This window comes from uncultured Sulfitobacter sp. (assembly GCF_947499945.1).
Taxonomy (GTDB): domain Bacteria; phylum Pseudomonadota; class Alphaproteobacteria; order Rhodobacterales; family Rhodobacteraceae; genus Sulfitobacter.
Genome location: NZ_CANMQD010000002.1, coordinates 348,008 through 366,347, shown reverse-complemented (window position 1 = coordinate 366,347; position 18,340 = coordinate 348,008). Strand labels below are relative to the sequence as shown.

General features: G+C 53.8%; 18 protein-coding genes. 11 read left to right on the top strand and 7 right to left on the bottom strand.

The genetic code is table 11. The annotated features are described in order from the left end of the window. Positions 1-33: 33 nt before the first annotated feature. Genes Q0775_RS11965 through Q0775_RS11950 form a run of 4 tightly spaced genes read left to right on the top strand, consistent with a single transcriptional unit; the run spans position 34 to position 2,578 of the window. Entirely contained in the window at positions 34-792 is a 759-nt protein-coding gene (locus Q0775_RS11965) for an amino acid ABC transporter ATP-binding protein (protein WP_298860906.1), read from the top strand. An 8-nt stretch (positions 793-800) separates the two neighbouring features. Continuing rightward, positions 801-1,559, top strand: coding sequence for an amino acid ABC transporter permease (locus tag Q0775_RS11960; protein WP_298860903.1), 759 nt, complete (start codon positions 801-803; stop codon positions 1,557-1,559). A 12-nt stretch (positions 1,560-1,571) separates the two neighbouring features. Further along, positions 1,572-1,910: a carboxymuconolactone decarboxylase family protein gene (locus Q0775_RS11955; protein ID WP_298860900.1), complete on the top strand. Its 339-nt coding sequence runs from the start codon at positions 1,572-1,574 to the stop codon at positions 1,908-1,910. Continuing rightward, the gene (locus Q0775_RS11950; RefSeq protein WP_298860897.1) at positions 1,910-2,578 is read left to right on the top strand and encodes a DUF1045 domain-containing protein; all 669 of its coding nucleotides are present in this window, start codon (positions 1,910-1,912) and stop codon (positions 2,576-2,578) included. The genes Q0775_RS11955 and Q0775_RS11950 overlap by 1 nt, the downstream gene beginning before the upstream one ends. On the opposite strand, the gene Q0775_RS11945 is transcribed toward Q0775_RS11950, so the two are convergent. Then, positions 2,561-3,556: a hypothetical protein gene (locus tag Q0775_RS11945; protein WP_298860894.1), complete on the bottom strand. Its 996-nt coding sequence runs from the start codon at positions 3,554-3,556 to the stop codon at positions 2,561-2,563. The genes Q0775_RS11950 and Q0775_RS11945 overlap by 18 nt on opposite strands. A gap of 145 nt (positions 3,557-3,701) precedes the next feature. Between Q0775_RS11945 and Q0775_RS11940 the strand changes: the two genes are divergently transcribed. From Q0775_RS11940 to Q0775_RS11910, 7 genes are all read left to right on the top strand, one after another. After that, on the top strand, positions 3,702-4,550 hold the full coding sequence (locus tag Q0775_RS11940; RefSeq protein WP_298860892.1) for a MaoC family dehydratase N-terminal domain-containing protein: 849 nt from the start codon (positions 3,702-3,704) through the stop codon (positions 4,548-4,550). 26 nt (positions 4,551-4,576) lie between these two features. Further along, positions 4,577-6,094, top strand: coding sequence for a citrate lyase subunit alpha (locus Q0775_RS11935; RefSeq protein ID WP_298860890.1), 1,518 nt, complete (start codon positions 4,577-4,579; stop codon positions 6,092-6,094). Between the two features lie 104 nt (positions 6,095-6,198). After that, positions 6,199-6,522, top strand: coding sequence for an antibiotic biosynthesis monooxygenase (locus Q0775_RS11930; protein WP_298860889.1), 324 nt, complete (start codon positions 6,199-6,201; stop codon positions 6,520-6,522). Between the two features lie 86 nt (positions 6,523-6,608). Further along, complete coding sequence (locus tag Q0775_RS11925; protein WP_298860887.1) at positions 6,609-8,018, top strand: HAMP domain-containing sensor histidine kinase; 1,410 nt, start codon at positions 6,609-6,611, stop codon at positions 8,016-8,018. A 115-nt stretch (positions 8,019-8,133) separates the two neighbouring features. Next, entirely contained in the window at positions 8,134-8,808 is a 675-nt protein-coding gene (locus Q0775_RS11920) for a GntR family transcriptional regulator (protein WP_298860884.1), read from the top strand. Between the two features lie 192 nt (positions 8,809-9,000). Then, entirely contained in the window at positions 9,001-9,981 is a 981-nt protein-coding gene (locus Q0775_RS11915) for a response regulator (RefSeq protein ID WP_298860881.1), read from the top strand. After that, positions 9,978-10,328 (top strand): Hpt domain-containing protein, encoded by a 351-nt coding sequence (locus Q0775_RS11910; RefSeq protein ID WP_298860878.1) that lies wholly within the window; start codon positions 9,978-9,980, stop codon positions 10,326-10,328. Before Q0775_RS11915 ends, Q0775_RS11910 begins: the two co-directional genes overlap by 4 nt. 11 nt (positions 10,329-10,339) lie before the next feature. Here Q0775_RS11910 and Q0775_RS11905 read toward each other — a convergent pair whose 3' ends face one another. The 6 genes from Q0775_RS11905 to Q0775_RS11880 all read right to left on the bottom strand — a co-directional run bounded on the left by Q0775_RS11905 (position 10,340) and on the right by Q0775_RS11880 (position 18,317). Further along, positions 10,340-10,705 (bottom strand): response regulator, encoded by a 366-nt coding sequence (locus Q0775_RS11905; protein WP_298860875.1) that lies wholly within the window; start codon positions 10,703-10,705, stop codon positions 10,340-10,342. Between the two features lie 22 nt (positions 10,706-10,727). Next, positions 10,728-11,978, bottom strand: coding sequence for a PAS domain-containing sensor histidine kinase (locus tag Q0775_RS11900; RefSeq protein WP_298860872.1), 1,251 nt, complete (start codon positions 11,976-11,978; stop codon positions 10,728-10,730). Between the two features lie 468 nt (positions 11,979-12,446). Beyond that, on the bottom strand, positions 12,447-15,266 hold the full coding sequence (locus tag Q0775_RS11895; RefSeq protein ID WP_298860869.1) for a PAS domain S-box protein: 2,820 nt from the start codon (positions 15,264-15,266) through the stop codon (positions 12,447-12,449). A 266-nt stretch (positions 15,267-15,532) separates the two neighbouring features. Further along, positions 15,533-16,432, bottom strand: coding sequence for a hypothetical protein (locus Q0775_RS11890; RefSeq protein WP_298860866.1), 900 nt, complete (start codon positions 16,430-16,432; stop codon positions 15,533-15,535). Continuing rightward, entirely contained in the window at positions 16,417-17,064 is a 648-nt protein-coding gene (locus Q0775_RS11885) for a DUF1007 family protein (protein ID WP_298860863.1), read from the bottom strand. Before Q0775_RS11885 ends, Q0775_RS11890 begins: the two co-directional genes overlap by 16 nt. Positions 17,065-17,111: 47 nt before the next feature. Further along, positions 17,112-18,317 (bottom strand): PLP-dependent aminotransferase family protein, encoded by a 1,206-nt coding sequence (locus Q0775_RS11880; protein ID WP_298861789.1) that lies wholly within the window; start codon positions 18,315-18,317, stop codon positions 17,112-17,114. Between the last annotated feature and the right edge of the window lie 23 nt (positions 18,318-18,340).

The window sequence follows — 18,340 nt, the reverse complement described above, 5'->3', positions numbered from 1 at the left end:
ACCTCTACTATACATTCCGAAAGGGAGACGTCCATGGCAGATCAGACAAGCTTCAATCACGCAAACGCGATTGAAATCAAAGGTCTCAACAAATGGTATGATGCTTATCACGCGTTGAAAAATATTGATCTGACTGTGGCTCATGGCGAGCGGATTGTGGTTTGCGGCCCCTCCGGCTCTGGCAAATCAACGCTGATCCGCTGCGTGAATTCACTGGAGGCGCATGACAACGGCTGTATCACTGTGGACGGTACAGTAATGGGCGATGCGGCCTCGATCGAAGCGATCCGCGCCGAAGTCGGCATGGTGTTTCAGCAGTTCAACCTATTTCCACACCTTACCATTTTGCAAAACCTCACCCTTGGCCCGATGAAGGCACGCGGCCTGTCGCGCAAGGATGCCGAAGAACGTGCCATGAAATATCTTGAGCGCGTGCAAATTCCCGAGCAGGCCGACAAAAAACCGGGTGCTTTGTCAGGTGGTCAGCAGCAGCGCGTGGCGATTGCGCGGTCGTTGTGTATGGAGCCAAAGATCATGCTCTTTGACGAGCCGACTTCCGCGCTTGATCCTGAAATGATTTCTGAAGTGCTTGATGTGATTGTGGACCTTGCCGAGAGTGGCATGACGATGATCGTGGTCACCCATGAGATGGGCTTTGCCCGTCGCGCAGCAGACAGGATGGTGTTTATGGATCACGGCAAGATCGTCGAGACGGGCACGCCAAGCGAGTTCTTCGAGAACCCAAAGACCGAGCGCTGCCGCGCTTTCCTCAACCAAATTCTAAAGCACTGAGAGCGCCCATGAAAAATCTCTTCGCACTCGTAGCGCTGACGCTCCTTACGGGGTGTGGCAGTGGCGGAAACTGGGGCTGGTACGTCATTAACCCAACAACCACTCAGGGCTGGAACAATATCACCTTTCTGCTCGACGGTTTTGGCGCAACGATCCTGCTGTCGGTGATCGCAGCGGTCATGTCCATGGTAATTGGGCTTATGGTCGCCCTGCCCGGCATGTCGTCCAACCGCTGGATCAGAATGCCCAGCCGCATCTATATCGAATTCGTACGTGCCATCCCGTTGCTTCCTATGCTGTTCTGGGTATTCTACGGTTTACCTGTTGTGCTTAAATCCATGGGCATCTCGGTCAGCATCGACGCATTCTGGGGCGCTGTGATTACGCTGGCGATCTCTGACTCTGCCTTCACTGCAGAGATCTACCGCTCGGGCATACAATCCATCGCGCGCGGCCAAACGGAGGCCGCCAAAACCATCGGCCTCACCTACGCACAAACCATGCGCTATGTGATCCTCCCCCAAGCTATCCGCCGTATTCTGCCCCCCTTGGCGAACCAGTTTATCTACATCGTGAAGATGAGCGCATTTGCCTCTGTGATTGGCATGCAGGAACTCACGCGCCGCGCGAACGAACTTGTGGTGACAGAATATCGTCCGCTGGAAATCTACAGCCTGCTGATCCTTGAATACCTTGTGCTGGTGCTGATCATCAGTTTCTTTGTACGCTGGCTGGAACGCAAAATGGGCGCGGACGAGAGCCGTTAACAGGAGAGAGCAATGAACTGGACCAAATTCCTTGATGAGACGATGGGTCGTATCGGCAGCTTGCAGGCACAAACACCCAAGATGTTCGAGGGTTTCAACACGATGGGTAAGGCAGCCAAAAAATCGGGTGCGCTTGACGAGAAAACCAAAGAGCTCATCGCCCTTGGCATCGGGATTTCGACCCGCTGCGACAGCTGCATAGGGTTTCATGTCAAATCGCTTGTGCGCATCGGCACGACCCGCGAGGAACTCTGTGAAGCGTTGGAAATGATCGGCTATATGGGCGGTGGCCCGTCAATTGCCTATAGTGCAAAAGCGCTTGAGGCATATGACGAGTTTGCAGCCGTCTGATGTACCGGCGATATGCGATCTATTTCACACCTGGCGGAGCATTGGCAAAGACAGGCGCCGCGTGGCTGGGATGGGACATCGCAACAGGCAAAGCCGTACCTCATCCGCCTATAGAAGGGCTGAATATCGCAGCCCTGACAAAGCGCCCTCGAAAATACGGGCTTCATGCCACCATCAAACCGCCGATGGTCCTTGCCGATGGCACCACGGCCGAGGCGTTTGTCAAAGCGGCAAGCAGTCTTGCAAAAAACATCGATCCAGTGGCCCTCGACGCCCTTCACATCACTCAGATCGGCAGGTTTTTGGCCCTTACCGCCGGGGGTGACACACCGCAGCTGGATGCGCTGGCTGCGCAGTTTGTCGAAGCACTCGATCCGTTTCGCGCACCTCCCACTCCCGAGGAGATTGCCCGCAGACGCCATCGCACTCTTACAGCATCACAAGAACGTAACCTCGCCCGCTGGGGATATCCGAATGTGATAGAAGATTTCCGTTTTCACATCACGTTGACGGGTCCGATCAAAAATCCAGAGGAGGTCTTGGCAAAGGTTACTGCGCATTTTGCGCCCGTCTTGCCATCTCCTTTTATAATAACGAACCTGATTGTGGCTGGCGAGGATGCTGACGGCATGTTCCACGCGCTCACACGGCTACCGCTGGGGCGCTAAAGCAGTCAGATCGACCCCTCCGCCAATCGCATCGTTAATCAAAGCGCGGGCATCAGGCACCAGCGCCTCAAGCTGTGGCAGATCGTTGACACAAAGGAACTTAACCTGCGCCAGAGCCTTCTTTTGTAAAAGTTGGCGGGTTTTTTGCGGATCTTCTCCCGCTCCTTGACCACTTTTGATGTGAAGGGCATCTGCTCTATCCGCCAAAACCGCTTGCCCTTCAGCGATGCAGTGATGATTATGTACGCCTTGGGGTAAAAACTGACTGATATCACGAAAGCGGTGAGCGATGTTGGTCGCAAATACATCGCAATGTCTTTCGAACAGATGAGCCATTACGCTGCGCCGCAAGGGGTGCACGACATGGGCTGCCGCAAACACCCGGCCGGCATCCACATCGCAAAGCGCTGCCGCGTTAATCTGCATGAAGTAATTGAAAGCGGCGGGATCGTTCCGTGCATCCGCGTCAGCCACCAGCGCACCATAGTCGCGCCACGTACCGCGCAAAACGGGGTGGTCGCCGTTGAACATATCGTTTGGGTCGATCTTGGCCGTCAGAAAAACATCATCGTTGAAATACAAAAAGCGCTCGCTCAGCCCCTCGATCCGCCACATCACGCTCTCGATCGCCAATGAATTGAATGTCGGCAGGACATCCAGATGCCCTTTGAAAATCTCGGCATGCAAAGCGATGCGCACTTTCGCCCGCAGCGCCGCTGGCAAAGGAGACAGATCAGGCCCGTCTTGCTCGACCACAATCCAGATGTATCGCACCCAAGGAGCGTTGTTATGGATCGATTGCAGGCAGAAATATATCTCGTCGCTTGATTCCCAACGGTGCGGATTGCTGGCGTTTTCATTCAGCGGACCGGCCGTCTGCGTCATAAAGTGCATTCGGCGGTGACGATGCGCCTCGCAGGTGCCATCCACCCATGTGATGACAGCATCAATCGGATCGGGAAGGTCGGTGTCTTTCACGGGGCTCTATGCACTTTTCTGGGGTCTTTCTGAGCAACTTAGTGCGCTCTTGCATAAAGGGCATAAGATATTCGCATGTCAGGATAGCTTGACGTGGGACGCTCCCCGTTTGACATTGCGCCATACACCAGCCGCAGGAGCCATAATGCAGCCTACGATAGATCCTGATATTTTGCGCCAATGGATCGGCAAGCAGGAGAATTTGCGTGATACGCTGCATCTGGGTCCCGCCAATCTGATGCAGATGACCCTTGACCGTGAGCCGACACTGGCCCTTGGTGCTCCGCTGCCACCGCTTTGGCATTGGCTCTATTTCCTTCAATCCGCCCCGCTCGGTGCGCTGGGACGCGATGGGCATCCGGCACGCGGCGGATTTCTCCCGCCTGTGGCTCTCCCGCGCCGCATGTGGGCGGGTGGGCGCTTTGGCTTTGGCACGCCTTTGCGTTTAGGTGAGCAAGCCGAAAAACACTCTACCATCAAGGAGGTCGTTCTTAAAACAGGGCGCTCGGGTGCGCTATGCTTCGTCACCGTGCGTCATGAGGTGAGCAGCGAAGGGTCGCCCGCTTTTTGGGAAGAGCATGATATTGTCTACCGTGAAGACCCGTCCAAAGGCGTGACACCACCCCTAACCGCACCAGTCGGCGATGCGTGGGACTATGTCGAAAAAATCACGCCCTCTGAGGTAATGCTTTTTCGTTATTCCGCGCTCACGTTCAATGGCCACCGCATCCACTATGACCGCGACTATGCACGCAACGTTGAGGGTCACGCGGGCCTTGTGGTTCACGGCCCGCTTATTGCGACGATGCTGATAGACATGGCCCAGCGCATCGCAGGGGGCACCCTGCCGCGCAGTTTCGAGTTTCGCGCAGCGAGCCCAATATTTGACGGCGCACCGTTTAGCCTGAACGCCAAACACTCGGATGACACTGTTACACTTGCGGCTGCAACGCCACAGGGGCGTTTGGCAATGCAAGCTACAGCCATTTTTTGAATGTACCGCGTGGAAAGCTCAGAGCAATGACAGAGGATACTCAAGCTGGACGCATGGCGGCAATATCATGGCCTGTCTGCAGCGCGATTGGTCCAGTTGGTATCGCGCCAATGAACCTGTACAAGATGTTGCCGCGGAGAAAGGCGTCATTGGTCACGGACAAACACCTCCCCGATCTCGCAGCGGCCTTTGACGGCTTCGGCATTGGTGACGACGCTATACTGTCCTTTCATCATCATTACCGGAATGGCGACCGCTTGATTAACGCTGTACTGGCGGAGGCCGCGCGCCGCGGTTTGCGCGGGCTGACGATTGCGCCTAGCTCATTGTTTCCCGTCCATGCGCCGCTGGCCGATTACATCAAAAATGGCGTGATCGGGGATGTTGTGACGGACTATGCCAAGGGGCCCGCTGCGGAGGCGATGCTGTCAGGTGCCCTGCGCAACCCTGTGCTGCTGCAAAGTCACGGAGGCCGTGCACGTGCGCTAAGCACAGGGGCTCTGACAGTTGATGTCGCCTTTGTCGGGGCCTCGCTTGCGACTGCCGATGGTGCCTGTACTGGGCGTGGCGGTGCGTTGGCTTGCGGCCCTCTGGGCTATGCGATGGTAGATGCGGCATATGCCACCAATACGGTCGTGTGCGCCCATGAGATTATCAGTGGCCCCCTGCCCCATATCGATATTCCTGCGGCGCATGTGGATGCGGTAATCCCCTTCTCGCATCCTGGTGACGTGGGAGGCATCGCAAGCGACACAACCTTGCCTTCGCCGACGCCCCAAGCGCGACAGATTGGCAGTTTGGTGGCAAAGGTCATCGCCGGCGCGGGGCTGATGCGTGATGGTATGTCCCTGCAAACGGGAGCGGGGGGCTATTCCCTGTCTGCTGTGCCACTCATCGGGGCCGCCATGGCGCAGGCAGGCGTGCGCGGAAGCTATATCTCGGGCGGGATAACAGGTGCGCATGTCGCCCTGCAACAGGCAGGTCTGTTTGAGCGGATCCACGACGTGCAGTGCTTTGATGACGCTGCTGTCGCTTCCTCGTGCTCCAATGGCGGTCATCATGCCATGAGCGCTTCAGACTACGCCAACCCGCTTAACTCTGATGCCATCGTAGAGGAATTATCGGTCATGGTTTTGGGCGCTGTAGAAATAGACCGCGCGTTCAACGTCAACGTGACGATAGGGGGCGGTGGCACGCTCATCGGGGGTCCAGGAGGGCATCCTGATGCCGCACAAGGGGCTGAGTTAACAATCGTGACCACGGGCCTCACGGCAGGCGGCTATGCCAAGCTGGTCGAACATGCAAGATGTGTCACCACAGCAGGAGCATATGTCGATGTTCTGGTGAGCGACTATGGAATCGCCGTGAACCCCGCACGACCAGACCTCGTAACTGCGCTAGGGAAAGCAGGCCTCCCCATAATTGCTTTTGATGCGCTCATGAAAATAGCGCACCAGAATGCAACCAAATCGAGAGTGCCGACCGCACCCCGGCCACGGGTGTATTTAGAGCACCGTGCAGGCGGTATCTTCGATTGGGCGTGAGACAACCCAGTTCCCCATAACACGCGCGCATCAGCAAGGGCGGTTGAACGCCACGCCTGTTGCCGCCAATATCAACCTTCCAGCCCCTCCTAAAAGGACCGCAAATGTATTTGGCCATGAACCGTTTCACCGTTACCATCGATAATGCCGAAGCGTTTGAGGCGCTGTGGCTGGGCCGTGATAGCCAGCTCAAAGAGATGGACGGGTTTGTCGAATTTCACATGCTCAAGGGAAACGAATTGGACGGCAAGATCATCTATGCCTCCCACACGGTCTGGGCCTCGGAAGACGCCTTTCGTGGATGGACGAAAAGTGATGCTTTTCGCAGCGCCCACAAAGGTGCAAAAGAAACTGCAAAGCTCTATGAAGGTGCGCCCACGTTCGAGGGGTTCAGCGCGATCCAACATATCGCTAAAAATTCACCCTAAATGCGAAGCAGTTAATACGCGCTTCGCCATATTTCCGTAGCTTTATGCTATTAGCCACTGGTCTACCTAAAACTCAGGACAATGGCATGAGCATCTTCTTCAGACCCGCCGTCGGCGGGCGGGCAAGCGCGGACCCGAACGCCACTTTGGCCCATATCCACGACTATGCCGAACGCGGACTGGCCTTGGGCGGGCAGCGCATGCTGATTTTTGCTGCAGCCTTGGTGCTGCAGGCTTTCTATATAAGCTTTTTCTTTGCGGCGATCTCGCTCATCCTGATTATCGTGGCCGAAGTTTTTGACGCGCGCACTCTATCGCAGGCCCGAGAACTCACGACAAATAGCCCCGATGCGTTGCGCAAAGTCTTGCGGCGCATTCACATGGGGGCCCTTTATGGCGCATCTGTCGTCAGCTTCTTTGCGCTTTCCGTCGCTTTTGCCCAGACTGGCAAACAGTATCTTTTGCCCATGTTTTTCCTGTTGGGTGCAGCGGTATTTGCAGCCATGCACAATCATCAACTGGTCACGGTGCTCATTATTCGCCTCACCATCTATGGCGCCACCTTTCTCATCATTCCACTACTGGATCTCATTGCTTCGGGCGCATCGCCGGGCCACGAAACCTGGCTCAATTTTTTCACGAGCCTGTTTGTGCTTTATTTCGTCGCTGATTGCTCGACTATCGGTGTGCGCTACTACCGCACAAATATGCGACAGCTGGCGCAGCTCAGGGTCGAGAATGATCGCGCAAATGCTGCCCTTGCTGCGAAAACCGAATTCCTGTCAACGGTGAGCCATGAATTGCGCACACCATTGACGTCAATCCGTGCCGCCCTTGATATGGCCATGGCAGGCGTTTTTGGCCCGATGCCGGATAAATCCATGAAAGTCTTGAGCATCGCACAGCGCAACGCACAGCGCCTTAGTGCACTTATTGACGAGCTGCTAGACCTCCAGAAAATCGAGGTCGGCATGATGAAGTTCGACTTCTCGGAGGTACAGCTGGCAAAGCTGATTTCGAATACCGTGACCGATAACCGCTCTTATGCTCAGGAGTTGGATGTGACCCTGACCATGCTGCCCGTCGATACCGGACTCTATATAAGGGCTGACCCGATGCGCCTTGAACAAGTGGTCACAAATCTGCTCTCCAACGCGGCAAAATTCTCGGAGCCAGGAAGTGAGGTCACTCTTGGTGTAACAGCCGATGCCGATGGGGTCTCTATCCGTGTGTCGGATCAGGGTGTCGGGATTGACCCGGCCGATCATGATCGCATTTTTGACAGTTTCAGCCAACTCGACAATACAGATATCAGAAAGGTGAACGGCACAGGTCTCGGGCTCAATATCTCAAAACGCATCGTGGAAGCACACAAAGGCGAAATCGGCTTCGAGCCTAATCCAAAGGGTGGCACCATCTTCTTTGTCAATCTAAGCCGCACTTACCCCGCAGAGCGTGGCGAAAATCTAGAACCCGCTGCAAAATCAGGATGTTAAATTACCATATGTTCCCTGGCTTGGATCTCCGCCAAAATCTACTCAAATAGCATTTACATTTTGACCAACTACGCCCATCCTTCAGCAGTTTTTACGTTATTTGAAAAGCCATTCCTTGCCCCTTCAGAACATTATACCCAACCCAGCCGACGAACAAAACGCGATTGCAAATTCATTGGCAATGCAGATTATTTTTGGAAAAATTGCGCCTTTTCACAGGTTGATTGAAGACGACTTGATGGCCGAGTTTGCAGCTTCCCGTCACCGCGTTCGCCGTGCCATTGATATCCTCGTTTCGCAGGCGTTGGTCGTGCGTGAAACGAACAAAGGTGCGCATGTTTGCGGCTATTCAGGTGAAGAAATTCAGCAAATTTATGAATTGCGCGACATCCTGCACACAGCTGCTTTGCGCCGAATAAAATTTCCTGTGGACCCAAAAACCATTGCAGCGTTACGCACTCTGAATGACGCTCACGTGGCTGCCTCATCGCAAGGCGATTTGGAAAAGGTATTTCACATAAATAACCGCTTCCATGCCACCATTTTTGCGTGCTGTGGCAATCCCGTATTAGCCGAGGCGATTGAGCTTCAAGCACAGCGTACCTATCCTGTGCGCACAAACGGCTTTCATCGGGCGGGTTATCTTTCTTTGGCACAAGATGAACATAAGAAAATGATAGACGCGCTTGAGTACGGCAATGTTGAGGCCCTGATCTTGTTATGTAGAGCACATATAGCACGCCCGATGCGGAGCTATCTTGAACAACATGGCCTTGCACCTTGCGCATAATCCGGACCTGAGAGTTGGTAGAGATGCACATTTTCTGATTCAAGTTTCAGGGCGTTTGCACCATAACGGATAGAAAAAACGCCACAGAAAAGCACCTTATCGTGGCTATCAAATTGTCCAATTTCCGCCGCTTTTCCACGTCAAAACCTCCCTTGTAGTTTATTGCGTTGCGTTGTTTGTGGAGTGCCCAAGGTGAGAATTCTTGCGACCGATGATGATCCGATTATCTTGGAACTCGTGTCACAGTTTCTGATCACTGTCGGACAGCACGACGTGGTCACCGCAAAGAGCGCGTCCGAAGCGCTTGACCTACTTTCGAAAAATGATCCAGCGTATATCGAGTGTTTTCTGAATGACATCCAGATGCCCCAAATGGACGGCATCGAACTGGCCCGTCAGATCCGCAAGTTGCCAAATCATGCTACTTCGCCGATTATTATGCTCACGGCCATGTCGGAGAAGCGTTATATCGACGATGCCTTCGCAGCTGGCGCATCCGACTATATCACCAAACCGTTTGACATGATCGAGTTCAAAACCCGTATCAGCATGGCAGAACAGCTCGTCCTGAGCCGCAAGACTGTTACGGCTAAGCTCTTTGCGCCGAGTGCGCTAAAAATTGCGGTTGGTAAAGATGACGCAGTCGATTTGCATGCTCCTGTTGAACTTAACGATATCGACAATGTGATAGCATGCAGCGCCATGGAAAACTATGTCGCGCAGCTATCACGAAGCTCGCTTTTTGGTTCAACCGTTTTTGCATTCACACTCCGCAAACCAGAAACCTACTGCGAAGCACTTTCGCCAGCAGAATTCAAATTTCTACTTGAGGATGTGGCCGAATGTATCTCGGATTGTTTGGCCGATCATCAGTTCCTCATGACTTATGCCGGTAACGGGACCTATCTGTGCATCACCGAAAGCGGCTGGCGCCCAGAGATGTCCAAACTGATGGCCGCAGTAAACCTTCATCTAAACCAGATGAAGATCGTATCGAACACCAGTGCAGAGCTTTATCCCCGTGTTAGCGCAGGGAATGCCATCAGATTGGTCTGGAAATCCAATGATCAAGTGCTTAGCGCGCTGGGCAAAGCACAAACATCAGCCGAACACGCCGCAGCAGAATTCGAGCGCCTCAAATCAGACTTTTTTCATACGGGGAGATTAGCATGAGTTCTGTAGCTCTACAGATTCCCGGTCTTGACCGGATACGCCTGCGCTTTCTTGACTTGCTCGAACACCGCAAGGTCAACATCGCCCGGCACGCATTGGCTGCATGGGACGGCGAAACAGCCGAAGAGATCAATGCAAATCTTGAAGCTGCACGCAGCATACTGCACCAGATCGCTGGAACAGCAGGGACAGTTGGATATGAAGCGCTAGGAATTACCGCGCAGCATTGCGAGGCTCAGATCATTGCTCACATTGAAGGGCCCTATGCAGACCTTGCCGTTTGCCCCGGTGAAATTATCTGGTTCATTGATACGTTTGTCGAGGCCTGCGACGGTCTGGCTGAATAAGCGAAATCGCCTCAACCCATTGTTGACTTGATCTGATCACCCAGTGTCATCGGATCAAACGGTTTACTAATAACTTCGGCGGCACCTGCAGCCCGCAATTCTTCCAACTGCGAACTTTGTGCGCGTGCGGTCATGAATATCGCGGGTGTATCTTTGACATGTGGGCGTTCACGCATGAGCGAGAGTGCTTCCTTCCCCGTCATCCCTGGCATCATCATATCCAACAGAATAACATCTGGCGTAAAGGTTTCGAGGCACGATAACGCATCAGGGCCAGAGGAGCATTGAACCACTTCAAATTCGTCGCGAAGCTCAAGCGACAGTTTCACGATCTCCCGAATATCCGCATCGTCTTCGACATGTAGCAGCTTTATCATCGATATCCCTAATCAACAGGACTCACCCTGCGTTTTGCATGTTTTCAGTAGCACGCAAGGTAATCGATGTACCGATTTGGCGTGGTAAGCTCACTTGAAATACCGTGCCTGCCCCTTCTCTACTCTCAAACTCAATTCTACCGCCCAAAGTGTCTACAATTCCTTTACAAATGCTCAACCCAAGTCCCGAGCCGCCGTTTCTGCCGCGATTTGAATTAGTCATATCGGCAAACCTCTCGAATACCTTGTTTTGATCGTTTTGCGGAATTCCAATACCATAGTCCTGCACGCAAAGGATCACACCACCCGCCGAGGTCTTGAGCGAAACAGTAATAGTTCCACCCGTTCTGGAGAATTTAGCTGCGTTAGTCAGCAAATTGTCCAGAACCTGCATGATACGGTGTGCATCACTGTTTAACCAAACAGGAGCATCCGCACCAACGAGGTCAATAGTAAGATCAAATCGTTGGAAAATTAGGGCCGATGTATCGATGACGTCACGAAGCAGCGCCGCCAAGTCAAACACGCGAGGATCGATTGCCATCCGTCCTTCGGCAATCTTCTGCGTTTCGAGAATATCATTCAGAATATGAGACATCCGGTCAGCGTTTCTGTGTGCGACGCTAAGAAGTTTGCGCGCCGATGCTGACATATCCCCAGATGCATTTGACAACAATAATCCCATAGATCCTTTGATTGACGTCAGCGGTGATCTTAGTTCATGGCTAACTGTTGCCATACATTCTTCTGCCATTTTCCGCTGCGCTACATCAGTAGAAACATCGCGATACATCAGCATCACGCGCTCACCATCGTCAATATCCTTGGCTACCGCGAGGAAGTGGCGCCCCTCCATCTGGATCGGTTTGGGATCGAGAGACTTTGACTCCGATGGCATCCCGCGAAGGTCTCCGCAGTTTTCCGTAGGCCAAATATCCCAGACAGAACGACCGATCAGGGCATCACCAGTTCGCCCAATGCATTGCAAAGCAGCACTATTTTCATAACAGACTCTTCCGTTTGTCCGCTGGATCACCCACACTGGGTCATCGAGGAAGTCAAACGCCGTAAATTGATCTTCCTTTGCGCGACCCTGCCGCAGCAAAAACGCAGGTATGCTAGCGGCTAAAAAAAGTGCGCCAGAGATAGGTAATGACGTAAGCGGAAGTGCTGATGAAGCTAGAATGGTCTGCGCACCGACATACCAAATCGCTCCAAACGCGATCCCGCTTAAAAGAGCACTGCGCGTAGAAAAGCCAGCATTCTCGTTCATGGGGTGCATCTCCAAATCTGTCATTTTTCAAACGGTTTTCGTAATTTCGTGCTTGGGTGAACTATCTTCCAGCAAATTGACGATTTTGAGGCGATGCGCGGTGTATCGTGCCTTCTTATTTTCGTCGTGAGCCAATCCATCAATCAAGACCTTCAACCGTTCAACGATATCTGTTACCCCACGCTTGGGACCGATCAGAGGTTCAGCAAACCACTAATCGTGATACTTAGATTTGGTCTGTGCAACGCCAAGAAACGCAGCTTCAGGGTAGCGCTGCGTTAAGCGGGGGAGCGCCTCTTCATCCTGTGTTTTGGCGATTTTGCATTCGATTATTAGAAAATAACAAAGCGTGGTAGAAAAGTGCAGTGCATCTTACGTGCACCCTCCCCGAAGATGAACATCGCCTACGCCTTCCAGTTCACCAGCAATTTTTGCCGCGAGGATTTCATCCTCACCGACTCAAACAATCTATGGCAGAACCGGCACAGAAGCCGCGATGTCATTCATCCGTTCTTCTATCGTTTTTGATGACGTCGTCTTTGCCAAGGGGCAGGAAAACCAAAACATTGTTTGCCTACCAGATCGTCGTTCAAATCCGATCTGTCCACCATGTCGCAGAACGATCTGCTTGGCGATATTAAGGCCAAGACCTGCCCCGCCTGCGATCCGCGTGTCCGATCCATCCGCTTGCGTAAATGCGTTAAACAAATGGGCCTGAAATCCCTCGGGCACAGGGGGGCCAATATTTTCAACTTCTATGATCGCGTCAACACCACGCATATTTGTTCGAACAACGACGGAGGTGTCAGGATCAGAGAATTTACTCGCGTTTGAAAGTAAACTGCCCAGAACTTGCTGCAACCGCCGAGCATCGCCTTCGACCAGTACGCCATCGTGGTTGTTAATCAGTTCGAGCGTGTTTCCATGTTCGTGTGCAAATTCCTGCATTTGAGCCACCGCATTGACAGCAATCTCTTCTAGGGAGAGGCTTTCGATTGCAAACGGCACCTCACCCGAGGATATTTTTTCAAGATCGAGAATATCATTTACAATCGCCGTTAGCCTGTCGACATTTACACTTGCTATATCAAGCAATCGAAGCGCCCCTTCGGGAAGAGGCTGCGTCACCGAAAGCAACCCTAAAGCACCCTTGATCGAGGTGAGCGGCGTGCGCAATTCATGGCTCACGGTCGCGACAAACTCGCTTTTGATTTGTTCAATTCGTTTTTGATCAGTGATATCAATGATCTGTGCAATATAGACATTCTCAGATCGGTTTTTGTCATAGGTCCAGTTCAGGTTGAACAAGCCCCATCGGTTTTCGCCGCTGCGCGTGCGCAACTGAAACTGGTTCTGATAGGTACTGGCCGTATCGGATTTGAGTAATGCACGCACATCACGCGATAATATTACAAAATCCTTGCGCGACAGCAGCTGTGCGAGCCGCATACTTTTGCGCATTGCTTTAACATCATACCCACTCAGCGTCGCAAGTGCCGCATTCACGCCAATAAACTGCCCATGCTCGTTCATGACCGCCATCCCAACAGGTGCATCTTCCAAAACCATGCGGAAACGTGCCTCGCTCAGCTCCAGTGCATGGCGCACTTCGCGCAGATCGGTGATGTCCATTTGGGCACCGATCAGTTTTGTAGGAAGCCCGTCGCTGCTACGCGAGACAGGCACCGCGTTTGAATACATCCAGCGCCACTGCTCACCACAGCGGATGCGATATTCAGTGATGCTCCGCTCCGCCTCACCAGAAAAGCACTTGCGATCTGCCGCAATCAACGCGGGCAAATCGTCAGGATGGACCCGCGACAAAAAATCTCGCTCCCAGTCAAACGGGGGCGTCAAATCATCGGTTCCCATGATCTTGTGCCACGTCTCTGACAACTCCCCTTTTCCTGTAACGCGATCGATATCAAAGATGCCGATACCGGCCCCCGTTAGCGCGGTTTCGTAGCGTTGGTGCAATGCTTCTATCGCCCTGCGGCTGGAAATTTGTTCCGTCACATCGCGGATCAATACCGTCTTATGCACTGTCCCTTCAGCGGTACGCCACGTGTTCGTTTGTACATCCAGCAATAATCTTTCACCGATGGACGTCATTCCTTCTGCATTGCAAATATCACAGATGCGCTCCCCGCTGCGCATGCGGACAACACTTTCGAAATTCTGGCCTTTAAACGTCGCCTGCGAAATACCAAACAAGGAGGCGGCCCCCTCATTTGCAAAGGTTATCTGCCCCTTCTCGTTGAGCACCATGACGACCGATACACTGGTGTCGAGCAGCGCACGATTTTCTTCCTCACGCGCCCCAAGCTGTCTCGCACGTAGTTCAGCCATCAACTTCAGGGATCGGTGTCGCATCGCCGTAGCCCTTAGCGCGGAATGCACAAGCGCCGTAAACGCAAGGCCCATCCCAAGCAGCAGATAGGGAAAGGAACTGCTGTAGCGCCTATCAAATTTTGGCTTACTTGAGAATTCAAGGAGCCAATGACTGCCGTATTGCTCTATGGTGTAGTTATGTCTGAAGTGTCCCTCAACAACATCCTCTTCAGGGGTCAAAAACAATGCCTGCTCAACCTCGGGCAATGACCCTTGGTAGACATTCAGATCATATAAAGTGCCAAACTCCGAAGTGACCCCACCAAGTATCGTTTCAACGCTAAAGGGAGCCATCACCCACCCTTTGAAGACGTGAATAGTATCGCCAGCCGCAACGCTTGGCGCGTATACGGCCTGTAGCATCAGCAATTCAGCCTTGGCCGGCATGGCCTTGCTGCGGACCAGAACAGTTTCCCGGCTGCTGCGTGCAAAGTCGAGCGCATCTCGCACATCTGCTTCGGCCAACCTATCGACCCCGATGAGCCCCCCATACTCCGACTCTGGCCCGAAAGTGGTAACGATGAGCGTTTCACTGCCCTGATCTCGCGACTTAAACGCGAGCGTCATACCCTGCGGTGAGCCAGTTGCGCGTTCGATCAGTGTGATGTCTTGTGCGGGAACGGCGCGGATAAAAGCAAACCCCTGCAAGCCGGGCGCATTCTGCTCAAGATTGAGGCCGTTCATATATGTCTCGATCTTTCCGACATCCACTTGGGAGTCGGTAGCAATATAAGCACTCATACCGACCAGCACTTGGGCGTAATTCCGAATGCGCAAATTGATACCGCCCACACCATTCATGGTAAGTTTGCGAAACTGAAATTGCGCATGCAGCTGCTCAAATCTAGTGGTGTAGCTGAAGCCCCAAATGCTCACCAACAGACAGATTAGGACCAAAAGCCGGCTTCCACGCCTCGACACGGTCATGCGCTGTCGAAATCCGCGCCAACCTGCGACGTGTCGCCCGTCCGGTACTGTTCCGCGAGCGCCAGAATCGGGATCACCGCGAATTTGTGTAAAAATCGCAAACAGGGACAAACGAGAAATCTCCGCTGGGAAAGGCTTCTCTTCTTCCTATCTTGCAAAGATTAACAGCAGCTAAGCGCTCAATGATTTCATCAAACCGTTAAGCAGACGAACAAGTTCGGAGCCGGATGAAAGGCCTAGAGCAAGCGGATCAAAAGCGCCGCGGAGAGCGCCACCACAATCAGACCCGCTGCGATCTCGAACATAGGCATTACCCAGTTCAGCGCACTGGCACTGGCCAGACTACGCATCACACCGCCGCGAAATCCGCTTGCTGCAATGCCAACGGCAACCGTGACCGAGGCAGTACCGAGCGCCATGGCAAAGGCACCCGCAATCCCAACGAGAGGAATATCCATTTGCCACGTAATGATCAGCACGAACAACGCACCTGTGCAGGGCCGCACAGCAATCCCTGCGATCAAGACAAGCGCGTCGCGCAGGCTTGTCGCAGTCTCGGCCTCCTCTATGGACGGCCCGTGTCTGTGTCCGCAGCTTGAACATGTATCAGAGGGACCATGATGCGCATGTCCGAGAGTGGCCTGGGTGCGGCGCAACCGCGCTACGCCGCGCCAGACCAGCCACAGGCCGATTGCTGCGATCAGCGCATAGCTGAACGGGGCAAGCCAGTCCTCAGCCGCCCCCACCATTCGTTCGCGTGTCAGCCCCAAAAGCCACAAACCGCCAAAGGCCAGTACAATCGCAGTGACCGCTTGGCCAAGGCTGGAAAGAAATGCTATGAGGGACAAACGCCCAATAGGAACCGTGCGGGCCATGCCATATCCGCCCACCAACAGTTTTCCGTGGCCTGGACCGATGGCATGGAAGAACCCGTAGGCAAAACAGCTGCCCATCAGCAGGGCAAAAGCACCGCCATCCCCACCGCGCAAAGCCCGTAACGTACGCGCGATACCGTTTTGAAAGTTGCGTTGCTCACCCGCGGCCCATGCGGCCATCTGGTCGAACCCGCCACTCCACCAGAGCCATGCAACCACCGTGCAGGCCAGCAGGAGAGCTGCTCCTATTGCGCGGCGCATGTGATTTTAACTTCTGTGGCAAAGCGGCGACCAATATCACCAAGCCCTGCGGCCTCCATATCGAAATCCATCGGCAGCGCACCGAGTTCTGCTTTTGTCATGGCAAGTGCGCCTTCGATATCAGGCTCTGCTATCGCCACCGCACAGCCGCGTCCGCCTTGTATTTCGACAGGCAGGCGCACTTCGTAGGCTGTGTAATACGTCCCGTCATAGGGCAAAAATTGAGCCGCCTTCGTGATCTTGGGCGCCCCCTCGACGGCACGCAGGTGGGTGGTAACAATCTTGCCATCCCGCAGGGTTGCTGTTGGCGCAGAAGGTGCAGACAATCCAAGGGATGCACCGTCCACCATCCCCACCAGATCGCCGTTGTACCCCTCGATCCACTGCATATCGAAACCCGTTAACACAGCAATGTCTTCGGCATTCAGGACACCGTCATAGTCACTGTCCACGCCCATGTCCTCGGTCACCAGCAGGGAGTAAAGATCGTCATACTCCCACGTGACCTGCACATGGGTCAGGCGATTTTCATCATCGAGCACAAACGAAAGCCCTGTGTTCACAAAAATATGCGGATGCGCCGCCAGCGGCGCCGCGAACAGGGTCATACAAAAGGCCAGAGATTTATTCATGATCGCTATCTATGCGCAGCAGATGCGCTGTTCAATCACTCAAACGTTCAAACAGCGGCAGCAATCAGCCGACCCAGACGTGCAATACCCTCGTCGATGCTGGCTTCGTCCGTGCGGCTAAAGCTCAGGCGCATGGTGTTGGTGCCAGACCCGTCTGCAAAAAACGCATGACCGGGGACAAAGGCAACCCGCTCGGACTTGAGCGATTGGGCAAGCAAGTCGGCGCAATTCATATGCTTGGGCAGTTCCAGCCAGATAAACATACCACCTTCGGGGCGGGTCCAAGTCACCCCTTTGGGCATATGTGTTTCCAAAGCAGCCAGCATACGATCACGCCGCGCACTATATGCTAACTTAATCTTGGCTACATGAGCATCAAACTGCGCATTTGCCACTGTGGCAATCGCCATCTGGTTTATGGTGGAGCTGTGCAAATCCGCCGCCTGTTTGAGCAATACCAACTGGCTGATTACCTCTTGTGCACCACAGACCCATCCAACACGCAAACCGGGGGCCAGAGTTTTGGAGAAGCTGCCACAATAAAGCGTGCGGCAGGCGTTGATATCGCCCTTACGCTCAATCTCGCGGGCCAACACAGGCGAAAGCGCCTCGCCCTCGTATCGCAGGCTTTGATAGGCGGCATCTTCAATCACGGCGATGTCCAGCTCGTCTGCCAGATCAATGACCCGCTCGCGCATCCCCGCATCCAGCGTCTTGCCCGTGGGATTGGCAAAATCAACGGACATATAGGCAAACTTCACGCGCCCCTCACCTGCCGCCTCGGCATAATCCGTGGCAGAGCGGTTTGTTTCAGGGTCAAGGCGGTCATAGCGCGGCTCATAGGCGTTGAACGCGCCCAATGCGCCCAAGTAGGTCGGCCAGCCGACCAGCGCCGTATCACCGGGGCTGAGCAGCAGCTTGCCCAGATAATCCAGCGCCTGTTGGGAACCGGACGTGATCAACACGTTGTCGCGGGTACAAGGAATGCCCAGACGCGCCATTTCACCCACGATCCAGTCGCGCAGCGGCCCGTAGCCTTCGGACACCGAATACTGCAAAGCCGTCGCTTGGTTTTCGGGCGTCAGCGCATTTGCAAAAGCCTCCTGAAACGCTTGCGCTGGAAACAAGTCAGGGTCAGGGATGCCACCCGCAAAGGAGATGATGTCAGGCTGATCCAAAAGCTTCAAAAGCTCGCGGATTTCGCTGGCCTTCATACGGTCGTTGCGCGTTGCGAATATCTGGTGCCAGTCCATCATTTGTCCCTCCCGAACAACTG

Bases quoted from the DNA above. Each gene is read 5' to 3' on its own strand.
- Q0775_RS11935 (WP_298860890.1), top strand. From the start codon at position 4,577: ATGACAGAGGATACTCAAGCTGGACGCATGGCGGCAATATCATGGCCT.
- Q0775_RS11960 (WP_298860903.1), top strand. From the start codon at position 801: ATGAAAAATCTCTTCGCACTCGTAGCGCTGACGCTCCTTACGGGGTGT.
- Q0775_RS11880 (WP_298861789.1), bottom strand. From the start codon at position 18,317: ATGGACTGGCACCAGATATTCGCAACGCGCAACGACCGTATGAAGGCC.
- Q0775_RS11965 (WP_298860906.1), top strand. From the start codon at position 34: ATGGCAGATCAGACAAGCTTCAATCACGCAAACGCGATTGAAATCAAA.
- Q0775_RS11900 (WP_298860872.1), bottom strand. From the start codon at position 11,978: ATGAACGAGAATGCTGGCTTTTCTACGCGCAGTGCTCTTTTAAGCGGG.
- Q0775_RS11905 (WP_298860875.1), bottom strand. From the start codon at position 10,705: ATGATAAAGCTGCTACATGTCGAAGACGATGCGGATATTCGGGAGATC.
- Q0775_RS11890 (WP_298860866.1), bottom strand. From the start codon at position 16,432: ATGCGCCGCGCAATAGGAGCAGCTCTCCTGCTGGCCTGCACGGTGGTT.
- Q0775_RS11930 (WP_298860889.1), top strand. From the start codon at position 6,199: ATGTATTTGGCCATGAACCGTTTCACCGTTACCATCGATAATGCCGAA.
- Q0775_RS11955 (WP_298860900.1), top strand. From the start codon at position 1,572: ATGAACTGGACCAAATTCCTTGATGAGACGATGGGTCGTATCGGCAGC.
- Q0775_RS11885 (WP_298860863.1), bottom strand. From the start codon at position 17,064: ATGAATAAATCTCTGGCCTTTTGTATGACCCTGTTCGCGGCGCCGCTG.
- Q0775_RS11940 (WP_298860892.1), top strand. From the start codon at position 3,702: ATGCAGCCTACGATAGATCCTGATATTTTGCGCCAATGGATCGGCAAG.
- Q0775_RS11950 (WP_298860897.1), top strand. From the start codon at position 1,910: ATGTACCGGCGATATGCGATCTATTTCACACCTGGCGGAGCATTGGCA.
- Q0775_RS11910 (WP_298860878.1), top strand. From the start codon at position 9,978: ATGAGTTCTGTAGCTCTACAGATTCCCGGTCTTGACCGGATACGCCTG.
- Q0775_RS11925 (WP_298860887.1), top strand. From the start codon at position 6,609: ATGAGCATCTTCTTCAGACCCGCCGTCGGCGGGCGGGCAAGCGCGGAC.